Annotated in this window: 9 protein-coding genes; all 9 read left to right on the top strand. The window is 44.5% G+C overall.

Annotation, left to right across the window (positions count from 1 at the left end; genetic code table 11):
* The first annotated feature begins 247 nt into the window (after window positions 1–247).
* Window positions 248–694, top strand: coding sequence for an NADP-dependent isocitrate dehydrogenase (locus tag O3C58_06625; protein MDA0691533.1), 447 nt, complete (start codon window positions 248–250; stop codon window positions 692–694).
* On the top strand, window positions 694–1,200 hold the full coding sequence (gene purE, locus O3C58_06620) for a 5-(carboxyamino)imidazole ribonucleotide mutase (GenBank protein MDA0691532.1): 507 nt from the start codon (window positions 694–696) through the stop codon (window positions 1,198–1,200). Before O3C58_06625 ends, purE begins: the two co-directional genes overlap by 1 nt.
* Entirely contained in the window at window positions 1,200–2,339 is a 1,140-nt protein-coding gene (locus O3C58_06615; protein ID MDA0691531.1) for a 5-(carboxyamino)imidazole ribonucleotide synthase, read from the top strand. Before purE ends, O3C58_06615 begins: the two co-directional genes overlap by 1 nt.
* A 180-nt stretch (window positions 2,340–2,519) precedes the next feature.
* Window positions 2,520–4,211, top strand: coding sequence for a proton-conducting transporter membrane subunit (locus tag O3C58_06610; GenBank protein ID MDA0691530.1), 1,692 nt, complete (start codon window positions 2,520–2,522; stop codon window positions 4,209–4,211).
* Between the two features lie 19 nt (window positions 4,212–4,230).
* Window positions 4,231–5,469 carry a hypothetical protein gene (locus O3C58_06605; protein ID MDA0691529.1) on the top strand — a complete coding sequence of 413 codons (1,239 nt, stop codon included), beginning with the start codon at window positions 4,231–4,233 and terminating at the stop codon, window positions 5,467–5,469.
* A 46-nt stretch (window positions 5,470–5,515) separates the two neighbouring features.
* A complete protein-coding gene (locus tag O3C58_06600) occupies window positions 5,516–8,767 on the top strand; it encodes a DUF2309 domain-containing protein (GenBank protein ID MDA0691528.1) in 3,252 nt (1,083 codons plus the stop codon).
* 30 nt (window positions 8,768–8,797) lie between these two features.
* Window positions 8,798–9,127 (top strand): P-II family nitrogen regulator, encoded by a 330-nt coding sequence (locus O3C58_06595; GenBank protein MDA0691527.1) that lies wholly within the window; start codon window positions 8,798–8,800, stop codon window positions 9,125–9,127.
* A 1,363-nt stretch (window positions 9,128–10,490) separates the two neighbouring features.
* Window positions 10,491–11,744 carry a tyrosine-type recombinase/integrase gene (locus O3C58_06590; protein MDA0691526.1) on the top strand — a complete coding sequence of 418 codons (1,254 nt, stop codon included), beginning with the start codon at window positions 10,491–10,493 and terminating at the stop codon, window positions 11,742–11,744.
* 90 nt (window positions 11,745–11,834) lie between these two features.
* Window positions 11,835–12,500: hypothetical protein (locus O3C58_06585; GenBank protein MDA0691525.1), on the top strand; the 666-nt coding region annotated here is incomplete at its 3' end.

The raw sequence follows: 12,500 nt of genomic DNA, 5'->3' as shown, positions 1-12,500 counted from the left end.
CGCAAGAGGCCTTAAATTTGTTAGTCCAGGGTAATACCCTTTTTCTAAAACATTTAAGCTCTGCAAATGATAATGGTCACGACCATTTTAAGAGCAAGCTACTTGAACTTGTCAGAGGAGATCACACGCCATGTTGCGCCATCCTAAATTGTTCGGATTCTCGCGTTCCTTCAATGTAAATATTTAACGAGGACATTGGGGATTTGTTTGTCATTCTTTCAGCTGGAAACTACCCGCCCTTGCCAGCATTGAATATGCGGTGATAAAGCTCAAGGTGCCGCTAATTGTCGTTTTGGGGCATAGCTGCTGTGGAGCCGTGCAGGCGACTTTAGATAGGGAATTGACAGGTTTCGAGTTACCAACAGTAAACCTTAATGCGTTAGCTGATGAACTGGTTTCATCTGTTCAGGAAGCCATCCAAAATAATGAGGCAAAAATGGAAAAAGATGATTTGTTGAAGGAAGGGCATTTGCGCTGGGAGTCGTTGGGCGAATTTCTGGCTCTGTCAGAATCCCTGGCGCATTTGGCGAGAAAAAACCAACATGCCAAAGCCCAGGTATTGGCAGAGACTCTTGATCGAGCAGCAGGCAAGTTGATGGAAAATAAAAAATCACCCGGTCGTAAAGTGAAAGCGGGAATGCGTCCGAGTGCAACGTTCAATAAGATATTGGACAGCCTGGCTCCGGTCGCTTGATGAGTGAAGAAAACAAGCCACTCATAGCCATTATTATGGGCTCAAAATCCGACTGGGAAACCATGCGTCATGCAGCGGAAACTTTGAAGCTACTTACTGTGCCGCATACGGTGGAGGTTGTATCGGCCCACCGGACACCCGACAAGTTGTTTCAGTTTGCCGGTAATGCCGAACAACGGGGCATCGAGGTGATTATCGCTGGCGCTGGAGGCTCTGCGCATTTGCCAGGTATGACCGCAGCCAAGACTTCACTGCCCGTACTTGGAGTGCCTGTTCAATCCAAAGCTCTCAATGGCATGGACTCGCTTCTTTCAATCGTTCAAATGCCCGCTGGAATTCCGGTTGGAACGTTGGCCATCGGCCGGGCAGGAGCTGTCAATGCCGCATTGTTGGCCGCAAGCATTCTCGCAAACAAGTACCCTCAAATCAAAACGGCGTTAAAGAATTATCGAAAACAACAAACTGATAGCGTGTTGACAAACCCTGATCCACGTGAGAGTGATTGATGAATATCGGTATATTAGGCGGTGGTCAACTCGCTCGTATGATGGCCGAAGTTGGTAGCTCGCTCGGGCTAAGTTTTATTTTCTTTTGTCCCGATAGGTACGCTTGCGCTGCGCCTTTTGGGGAGCATCTCTACGCCCCCTATGACGATACAAGCGCACAAAAGCGCTTTGTCAAGTGGGCCGATGTCGCGACTTACGAATTTGAAAACATCCCGTTGTCAGTAGTGGAATCGCTCCAGCAACAAATTCCGCTTCATCCTGCATCTTCGGTTTTGTCTGTGGCCCGAGATCGCCTAGCTGAGAAACTCCTCTTTCGTACCCTAGGAATTCCTACGGCAAAATTCGCTCCGGTTGATAGCTTGGAGCAATTGATAAATGCCCTGGAAGACATTGGTCTTCCAGCCATCCTCAAAAAACGCACTCAGGGTTACGATGGAAAAGGCCAAGCTTTGTTACGTAAAGCAAGCGACCTTTCTGCAGCGTGGGAGAGGGTTGGAAAAGTCCCATGCATCGTTGAATCCATGGTGGCATTCAGGCGAGAACTTTCTATCATCGCGGCTCGCAATCAAAAAGGTGAAATTGTCTTCTATCCAGTGAGCGAGAACCACCATCGCGATGGAATACTGCGTCTAGCGATCAGTCGACAAGATGACCCAATGCAAGTCCGAGCCGAAGCGAAAATTAGAGGTGTTATGGATAACCTGGATTACGTAGGTGTGATGGCGCTAGAATTTTTTCAAGTTGGAGATCAGCTATTCGCCAATGAGTTAGCGCCTCGCGTGCATAACAGCGGTCATTGGACAATCGAAGGCGCAGAAACTTCGCAATTCGAGAACCATCTGCGAGCCATTTGTGGACTTCCTTTGGGCAAAACCTCATCGGCGCAAACTTCGGCAATGGTTAACTTGATTGGTCGTTTGCCAGTGGAAGCGCAAATCCGCAATATTGCAGGCGCTTCATTGCATTTTTATGGTAAGGAAGAGCGACCAGGACGCAAGGTCGGACACGTTACCCTGACCAGTGGTGATTGTTCGCCTGAAGAATTTGACCTGCGTCTAGCGGCTTTACTTCAACTCGCTGGTGAGACTGAATTAGCTAGTCGTAATTTTTTTAATTTTACCGGAGTAAATCCTCACTAATTTTGCCAAATAAAAAGTTCAGTTTTGATACGTCATCATGGTTCTTGGCATTATGAAATGTTCGACTTCTTTAGACAGTTTTGTTAATTCAAAAAATCTATGTAATAAATTTTAAAAATCGTTATTTGCAAAGAATCATCTTAAATATTCTTTAAACCAGATCTTTACAAGATATAGGTCATGACCATCCCGATTCTTATTCTCATTTTTCCTCTTTTAGCTGGAATCCTCATTGGGGTCTTTGGCAAATGCATGCCCTCTCATGTGGCCCGGGTAGGAGTCATTGCAACGGCAAGCTCATTTTTCCTTTCTGTTTGGACTCTCTTTTATGTGAGCACAGAAGGCCCAATCCATTTGATGCTGTGGCCGTTAAACCCTGAAAACTCCTCCGTTTTAAAAGTTGGAATGTTGATTGATCGGCTCACGGCCGTCATGATGGTGTTGATCACAAGTGTCAGCACAGTTATTCATGTTTATTCGATTCGATATTTAGAGGGCGATCCCGGTTATGCTCGATTTTTCGCGCTGTTGAGCTTTATGACTTTTGTGATTCTTTCTCTTGTTTCTAGCCCGAACCTGTTCATGCTGTTTGTGTTTTGGCAGTTATTAAGTTGGGCACTCTATCTAATTCTCGCATTTAATTTTTCCAACCGTCCGGCTTGTCAGAATGCATTTAAAACTTTTTTTGTCCATCGAGTCGGGGATGTAAGCTTTCTTTGCGGAATCTTCCTGGCCTATAAATATTTCGGTACTTTAGAGTTTACTGAACTTTTTAAAACAGCGGCAGAACAGCCTCAAGTGATTTCGTTATTTTCTGGAATGTTTGATATCAGCGCTGTTACTGCGATCGCGTTATTAATTTTTGTTGGCGCGATGGCCAAATCTGCTCAATTTCCTTTACACGTGTGGTTACCCGACACGATGGATTCGCCCACCCCCGTGTCAGCCCTTATGCACGCAGGAATAATAAATGCAGGTGGGTTTTTATTGAATCGATTGGCTCCCTTTTATGTACTTTCGCCAAATACTCTTCATATCGTTTTTGTGATCGGTCTTCTGACGGTTCTACTCGGAGCCTCCATGATGCTCGCGCAAAATGACATAAAGAAAACCTTGGGATTCTCCACCATGGGGCAAATGGGCTACATGATTATGGAATGTGGGCTTGGAGCATTTGCGCTGGCTATCTTTCATTTGATCGCGCACGGTCTTTTTAAAGCAACATTATTCCTGGGGGCAGGACAAGGCATTCATGCAGCACGGGAGGAGCCAAAGTTCCCGGATTCGTCAGGCCATGGACCCAAAAAGTCTTCCAACTCATTAACCTTTATCACAGGCCTGATTCTCACGTTAATTATGCCGCTGATTATTCTTATGGTCGCGCATGGCATGTTGAATATCCCCCTACACGATGCGCATGGAGCGGTTATTTTGCTCTTTTTTGCCTGGGTTACGGCTTCTCAGGTCATGTTTAGTTTATATAGACTTCACGATGTGGCCTCCTGGAAGGTTGCCGGCGCGATGATTGTCGCCCTATTTTTTATCGGCTTTGTCTATCTTTGGGGTGCTGAGGTTTTCACACATTTTCTTTATCCCGGGCCAGGTGTATCTGATGGGTTCTTCGTGTCTGCGGCACTCAACCCACGCGTTTTTGACATACTTATTCTGTTGTCCACCGTACTCATTCTCATTAGTTGGATCAGCGTATATACCAGTTCCAAAGGGGGAAAAATATTTATCACCAATCGGGTCAATTCCTTTAGAAAACAACTTTATATTCTTTTGATCAACCGATTCTATGTGGACTTGGTTTACGTGCGATGGAGTAACAACCTGTTACGCCTGGCTCGAAAAGTAGCGCATCGTTTTTGAAACTTGACTGATAACAATTATGAATTTTGATAATACTTTTCCAGTAATTCTTGCTCTTACCCCACTCGCTTTGGGATTAGTGTGGAAGTTCTCCAATGGCTCGTCTACTACCCTTAAATCTATAGGGTTGACTGCTATTGGGGCTCTTGCTGGAGGGCTGGTTTATATGCGGTCTGCATTTGAGACAGAACCGTCCATCCTGTTTTTAGCAAGCGCTATTCTTCTCTCAGGTTTTTGTGTCATTCTCAGCCAAGAGGATACGCAACAAACCTCCGCTATCTATGCTCCTATCATGATAGTTCTTGGGCTAGGCCTGGGTGTCTTGCTGAATCAGGCAATTGTGAACAGAATATTTCTCGGTGGTCTATTAGGTTACATAGCAATCTCTCAAAATCGCGAACAACAAAATTCCATTCGTACAAAAATAATTTTTCTCCATATTACCCTTGCAATCATCTTCTCTTTGGGCTCCGTCTTCATGGGAGATACCTTGCAAATGTTTGCCAGCCTGTTCCTTGCGGTGACTTTTTTGCCGCTGGCTCCTTTTCACCTCCCATTCGTAGGGACAATTAGAGATGCTAAAGAGACTCTTTCAAGTTTTTGGATTGTCGTTTGGCTGATCATCGGGCTTGCTGAATTAAACACGCTTTACTCTTCGCTTTCAACGCAGATGCTTTTTACCTTTAGCCTTTTAGCCTTAGTAAGTGCGGTCTATGCTTCTTTAGCGTCACTTGGACAAAAATTTAATAGTTTGTTCGTTGCCTCGGCCACCGTGGCTCATGTGGCCCTTGTTTGGGGCCTTCTTGAGGTATTCCCGAGTTTCCCGAAATGGGGGATTCCTTTTGGTGTCACCCTGGCATTCGTGATGGGCGGCATCTCCCTTGCCTTTTCATTTGTTCGGCAGCGTTATGGATGGAAAACCCTTGGAAAACTTCCGGGGCTAGCCTCGCCCATGCCTCGATTTGGTGTTGCGTTGGTTCTCCTTGTGAGTTTCGCCCTGTTTCTCCCATTGTTTCCAACATTTTCAGGCCTGATGGTCATGCCAACCATTGTCATTCATGACGTTGAAATCGTCCTGATTTCGTTCCTGTTTCTTGTGGTTTGGCTAGGAGGAGGCTGGTATTTTTTGAAAATGCTCCATCAAACCGCTTTTGGAGAGGCGCGATCTGACGTTCCCTATTTTGATTTACGATTAACAGAATTTGTTGCCGTATCGGCATTACTATTAGGCGCTGCTTATAGTGGAATGATTTACTAGTGCGTCAATTTGTTTCAATCTTTCAAAAGGACAACGAGCCTAAACCATGAGTATGCTCGACGATAAAATAAGGGTTACGCCAAGTGAATCACAGCGAATAGAATTACGTTCGCTTGTGAACCTGTCGTGTGAGCCAATATCGCATTTCTGGCCGATGAAAACGTTTATCCACCACAATCCGCTTCATGGCTTGGAACATTTGACGTTTGAAAAGGCTATAAAGGAGGGGCAGCGGTTTTTGAGAGGTCGTGGCTATCTCTCCAATAGCCATAACCGTAAATACTTTCAGCAAGGTCGAATATCTGAAGATTCCATTAATGAAGCCCTAAAGGATGTATCGCAGAATGCGACTATCTCCATTGGCGAGCGAGAATTTTCCCATCTGGAGGTCTTGAGAGCCATCCTCATTCACGGTAATGGGAAAGTTGCAACGGATGTTTGTTCAGCAATTCTTCAACCCTCTCTCAATCAACCGGAAATAAGAAATCTCTTCGAGAAAATTCACGATCTATCAAAAAAGAAAGCGCCAGAGGATTTCTTAAAGGGTCATGCTGATAGGGAGAAAAAAGACCTGGCAACACAGTACACCCTTGCAGAATGGTGCGACCAAACTTTTGGGACAAATATACAGGACCAAATTAACGGCGAAATCATCAAATGGCTAGGAGGTTTTCTCGATGAAGGACACGCGCCTTGGGGTATGCCCGATAGAAAGAAAACTTTTTACAGTGCGTGGAAGGAATTAGCTTTAGGCGATGCGTCGGGTTCCATCTTGGGCATTCAAGATTGGAAAAACAAAATTCTTAATTTACCGGATCGACCTGAAGATGCGGTACTTGAAAGTCTATCCTTGTTAGCCATTCCCAAAGATTTATGGGATAGCTATTTTTCTTTGCAGTTGGCCCAATTGTCTGGGTGGACGGGATTCATTAAATGGCGCTCGGAGCAAACGGATTATGCGTGGCAAAATGCTTTTCCTATTGACCTTATCAAGTATATGGCCATCCGCCTTTTTTATGAACGTGAATTTGTGATGCTGGCATGCCAGGAAAAATTAGCAATTCCAGGCACTTATGCTTCGATCAACGAATACCTAAACAATCATCCCACTGGATATGGTCTCTATAAAGAATACCGATCGCGAGTGCTGCCAGACGAAGTGGTTAATTATTTAAACATCTCCTTGTTCACTCAGGACCCTCTAAATATAGAAGACCTTGATAAATGCGATTCAAGGTTGATTTCAATTTGGGAACAAACCAGAGAAAAACAAGAGGCCGAAGGTCAAACCTTGATTGTAATGCATCTTGCCCAATCCTTGGGTGTTGCTATACAGGATGTGGTGAAGAGTGCTCCCAATACATTAAGTACCTTGCTGGATTGGGTCGAACAGTTTCCAGAATCACAACACGGACCTATTTGGCTGGAGGCCTTTGAATCCAGCTACATCAAAGATTTTGCCAAAAAGATTTCACCCAATCTTGAAAAATTGCGCAGAAGTGATGAGCTTGAAGAACAACCTCCTGAATCGCGTCCACTGTCTCAGGCAATTTTTTGCATCGATGTTCGATCAGAATGCTTTAGAAGACAACTTGAAGAAATTGGAGGAAATGAAACGTTTGGTTTCGCTGGTTTTTTTGGTATCCCCATATGCTATCAAGGGTTTTCGAGCGAACAACAAACAGACCAATGCCCCGTCCTTCTAAAACCCAAACATGTTGTAAAGGAAATTCCTCGGGCCTCTCAAGGTAAAGCGGCAGAAAAATTTTTAGAGGGACAGGAAATCGCCAAGACGGGTCATACCCTGCTACATGACTTGAAAGAAAACATAGTCACCCCCTATGTCATGGTCGAAGCTATTGGTTGGTTCTTTGGATTTAAGCTATTCGGCCAAACCTTGCAACCAAAATGGTTCAAAAAAGCAATGTCCTGGATGAAAGATATTTTAGCGATTCCCATAAGAACGACACTCACTGTGGAAAAAATCCAGCGAGAAGAAGCCTATGAAATGGTTGCAGCCAAACACCAAGCCGCCATTTATCGATTGTTTACTGAAAAATATGATCAGCAGGGGGCCACCGTTCCTCATGATCAAGTGGAGCGCTTACGAAAACTCGCTCTGAATCAGATTCCATCTGACAGCAATGAGAATGAGGAGCTTTTTCGTTTATTGAAATGGAACGAATCTGACCTGGAGCAATTTATTGTAGCGCTCAGAAAAGACTTTAATCTTCATGAAAGAGATTTAGATCATCAGCTACAACAGATCACACAGACAGGGTTTACTGAATCCGAACAGGTTAACTATGTAGAAACAGCTCTAAGGCTTTTAGGGTTTACGAAAACGTTTGCCCGGCTTGTTTTGTTATGTGCGCATGGCAGTACTTCGGATAACAATCCCTACGAATCGGCGTTGGATTGCGGGGCTTGTGGTGGCAACCATGGGATCTCAAACGCAAGGACCCTTGCCGTTATGGCGAACAATCCACAGGTTCGGCAAAGGCTCGCCGAGAGAGGCATAACCATTCCGCCTGACACCCATTTTCTTCCGGGGCAACACGATACGACAACGGATGAAGTGGAACTCTATGATTTGGAAGAGGTCCCTGCTACGCATCGAAAAGATTTACTCAGACTACAACATGACCTCCAAGAAGCCTGTGAAAAAAATAGTCGAGAACGACTCGCTCGCTTGCCTGACGTGCCTGCTGCAAAGGAGATTGATGAGGCATCCCGGCTTTCGAAGGTGCGAAGTATGGATTGGTCCCAGGTTCGACCCGAATGGGGACTTTCTGGGCATACGGCCTTCATTATGGGGCGGCGTTTGTTGAGTCAGGGAATAAATTTTGAGGGTCGGACTTTTTTACATTCCTACGATCATTCACAAGATCCGGATGGAAAATATTTAGAAATTATAATGACCGCCCCCATGATCGTTACCAATTGGATCAACATGGAGCATTATTTTTCTACGGTTGACCCAATGGTCTATGGGGCGGGAAGCAAAGTGTATCACAATGTGGTGGGCAACATAGGGGTCATGTATGGCTCTCAAAGTGATCTATGTGTTGGACTACCAATCCAAACGGTTTTCAATGGGGATAAACCTTACCACGAGCCCATGCGGTTATTTGCTATCATTGAGGCTCCGTTGGAAAGGATTGCGACCATCGTTGAGCGACATGAAATTCTGCAACGATTGACAGGAAATCGGTGGATCAATCTTGTCGCTATACATCCCGATACCAAGAAATTGTTCCACTTTCGATTAATGAAAGATTGGCAACCCATTAATTAACCTTATCTTTTTGAGGAGATTTGAGACAACATGAGCGGCATGAAACTTCATCCAATGAAAGAAATAAAAATCATTATCGAGGGAGAGCATATTCATTTTGTTACGGATGTTCTCGACCGGATAAAAGCGAGCGGCTATACGGTTTTTAGCAATATTTCAGGAAAAGGGCATCTCGGGTTCCACGTTGGGCATTTAATGTTTAATGATACGAGTAGCTTGCAAATGATCTTGACGGTTGTTCCTGAAGAAAAACTGGATCCCATTCTCTCTGGCCTGAAGCCATTTTTGGAACGTCACTCAGGGAGTCTTTTTGTGTTGGACGCAAGTGTACTCCGACCCGATCGTTTTGATTCTAAATAAGTATGAAGCACTTTTTGAGCATCCCGATTAATCCTTCCTTTTCTAAGGGTCGGCTTAAGCCCAAAACTGGCATTAGACGTAGAATCAATTTTTATCACTACTGTCCGGGGAAAGTTAGTTGTAATTGAATGGGTTCTGTTTCGATTTTCCCGAAGTGGTTTGTGGTCAATTATGGTTTTCAGGTATTCTTTATATAAAAAATGCCTCTCGTCTTCCTTGAAATTCGGGTCACCCTTCATTCGAGAACGGCCCACAAGGGAATAAGCCTGGCAAGGAGGCCCGCCTACCAAGGCCCATTTCTTGGCCTTCCCCAGACGTTGCTTTATCAGAAACTCAACTTCGTTATGTGTGTCGATCCCAAGTGTTATCTTGAGAGACGACCTTTCAGCTTGTTTCCAATTGTCAGGATAGCCCTGTTCCAATTTATCCCGCGTGATATTAGCTGCGATATAATCATAATAGAGACTTGGAACATCGCCTGGACCAAAAGATCTAAAGAAATGCCTAAGAGTAAGGGTTTTATGTGAGAATAAATCCCTTTCTATAGACGCAACACTCTTAAAAACAGGAAGGTTGTTATCAAAAAAAAGTGAAGAAAATCCTTCGCCCAATCCGCCAGGACCAGCAAAAAGATCAATTAAGGGGTATACGTTTGAATTCTTTTTCATATTCCATATATCGTCAAATGACTATGGGGAAACACTAACACACCACACATCATAACAAAAAAAATAGCTCCAATCTCTGCCCCAGTCAGGCTACTAAATTTTGTTCATTTTTGGAGTACCCCCCCCTGACCTTCTCTCTTCTCAATATCCAAGACCTTGGGCGCGGGAAGCGGAACAGTGAACCTGGAGCCGAAAACTAGGAACCCTAAGCCCTCTGAACCCGAAACTCGGAACCTTGAACTTAAAACCTGAAACTTAGGACTTGGAACCTTGAACAAGGAACTTGAAACTTTGGACTTGAGGCGGAGATGGGGTGACCTGGATCTCGGGATGGGGGGGGGCTGGTAAGGAGTAAGGTTTAAGTTTGAATTTAGAACCTTCATAGGTAGAGAATTAAAGACAAACGCTACCCAAAATGCTACCCAGAAGGATTAATCTGGAAACTATATTTTATAACTCGTTGTATTTACTGGAGCCAGCGGGCGGAATTGAACCGCCGACCTACTGATTACGAATCAGACCTTCTGTATCATGGAACCCCTTGATATATTGCTCCAAACACACCATAAATACATTATAAACATTAGACTTATAAGTAAAATCAATTTCCATAGCGCATCATAAGATTTCTTGACAAGTCACTAAATTCCAACCAGAATACCTATATATTATAACTTCGTATAGGTTTCACACCAATGGCTATAAAATTTACAAATATGCAACTTAACGCACTTAAACCAGAAGCCAAGCGTTATGTGGTGTTTGGCGAGGGCGACAAAGGGCTCGGGGTCCGCGTGGAGCCATCCGGGACCAAGACTTTCTTTTTTGAGTATAAATTCAACGGGAAAAACAGGTTATACACCATTGGAAGATACCCTCAGCCCGTAGGCCTGGCCCAGGCACGCACACAGGCCGCCAAATTAAAAGAAAAGGTAAGAAACGGAATTGACCCTGGAAGCGAACAAAAGGCGAAAAATCAGGCACACAGAGACGCTGAGACCATCAAAGTTCTGGCGGACGAATATCTGGAGCGTCATGCGAAAGTGAAGAAATCATCATGGAAAGAAGATGAACGAATCTTGATGAAAGATGTTCTCCCAGTTTGGGGCAAACGTAAGGCAAAGGATATCGTCAAACGTGATATTAACCTTTTGCTTGACGGCATTGTGGATCGGGGGGCAAAAGTGGCCGCGAATAGGACCTTGAGCGTTATTACGAAAATGTTCAACTTTGCCGTGGCTAGGGACATATTAGCGGCCAGCCCATGCGTTAAGATTCCAAGGCCAGCAAAAGAGGTGCCTCGGGATAGGAAATTGTCTGAGGATGAAATCAAAATCTTGTGGGCCGGACTGGAGCCAGACTCCGGAATATCCATTGCCCCAATAATGAAACTGGCTTTGCGGTTTATGGCTGTTACGGCCCAAAGGAAGTCAGAGGTTTTAAACGCTGTGTGGACTGAATTTAACTTCCATGAGGATTACTGGGAATTACCAGCCCACCGAACAAAGAACGGGAAAGCACACCGTGTGCCACTATCCCCGCTTGCTCTGGAAATTCTCGAAGCGGCTAAACAAGTCTCCAAGGGTTCAGAATGGGTTTTTCCCTCGCCCGTTGGTAAACGAACCCAAAAGAAAACTCCGGGAGTCAGCCCAATCGTTGGCTCAAGTCTTGACCACGCTGTGAGGCGGACATTAACCAATTTTGGAATAGAGCATTTCACTCCCCATGATCTTAGGCGCACGGCAACAAGCATGATAACTGGGTTGGGTGTTCCGAGGTTGACTGTTAAGAAAATTCTCAACCATACGGATTCAGAAGTAACAGGCATCTATGACAGGCATGATTATTTTGGTGAGAAGAAGCAAGCACTGCTCGCATGGGATAAGAAACTGAGAACCATCGTGACAGGGGAACTGGCGAAGATTTTACCAATTCAGAAATTTAGTTAAAACAGGGCTAGGACATGCTATCCGAAAGGCCGGATACCTTCACCGGCTTGCCCTGTTTATTCAATGGAAGGGTGTTAGAAGGAACACGTTTTGAAAGATTACGTAATTCTTAAAGAAGTCTTCTCCATTTTGTTGGGGGAGAGTAGGGTCTCGGAAATTGAGACCGCTCTAAAACAGGGAGAATTCCCTCCGAAAGTTGGAGGGGTACTTCGAGAAACGACCTCTTCGGAAATTTATTCAATCATCCTTGAGGCCGTATTAAAGGATGAAATATTGAACTTGAACATTTTTGAAATAGAGGATCACATTGAAACCAATCTTCTTGATATTCTCATATTTAGGTGGAGTTTCATCCAGTGGTTCAAAGACAATCCAGAAAAGAAAAATCATATTGAGACATCGCTGAAATTCATTGGCCGGGAGTTCCCGTTGGGTTGGGTTGACCCTGTTGAATCTAGCGAACCGGAGAAGGATAAAGCACAGGCTTCGGCGAAAATTCCGAAGCCCGACTCACAACAAGGGGCTCAGGAAGCTACAGTTTTTATCAACAAACTAAGAGTTTGGAGAGTTTCAAGCGAGAACACCACTGAGATTGCAATTCAAGAGCGGAACAAACAACATCGCACTTATGGTTATTCGGCGTTCGGTTTTGCCAACATTGAGTCCGACCAGTGGAAAAACTTTTTATCCATGTTAAACGATGGAAGTTTTTCCTATGGAAAGAAAGATACAATCAAAAAAAATTCATGGAGGGAA

The organism is Nitrospinota bacterium (assembly GCA_027619975.1).
GTDB lineage: Bacteria > Nitrospinota > Nitrospinia > Nitrospinales > VA-1 > JADFGI01.
This window is presented reverse-complemented; position numbering and strand designations above follow the sequence as displayed.

Excerpts from the sequence above, each read along its gene's own strand:
- purE (MDA0691532.1), top strand. The coding sequence starts at position 694 with ATGAGTGAAGAAAACAAGCCACTCATAGCCATTATTATGGGCTCAAAA.
- O3C58_06615 (MDA0691531.1), top strand. The coding sequence starts at position 1,200 with ATGAATATCGGTATATTAGGCGGTGGTCAACTCGCTCGTATGATGGCC.
- O3C58_06610 (MDA0691530.1), top strand. The coding sequence starts at position 2,520 with ATGACCATCCCGATTCTTATTCTCATTTTTCCTCTTTTAGCTGGAATC.
- O3C58_06605 (MDA0691529.1), top strand. The coding sequence starts at position 4,231 with ATGAATTTTGATAATACTTTTCCAGTAATTCTTGCTCTTACCCCACTC.
- O3C58_06600 (MDA0691528.1), top strand. The coding sequence starts at position 5,516 with ATGAGTATGCTCGACGATAAAATAAGGGTTACGCCAAGTGAATCACAG.
- O3C58_06595 (MDA0691527.1), top strand. The coding sequence starts at position 8,798 with ATGAGCGGCATGAAACTTCATCCAATGAAAGAAATAAAAATCATTATC.
- O3C58_06590 (MDA0691526.1), top strand. The coding sequence starts at position 10,491 with ATGGCTATAAAATTTACAAATATGCAACTTAACGCACTTAAACCAGAA.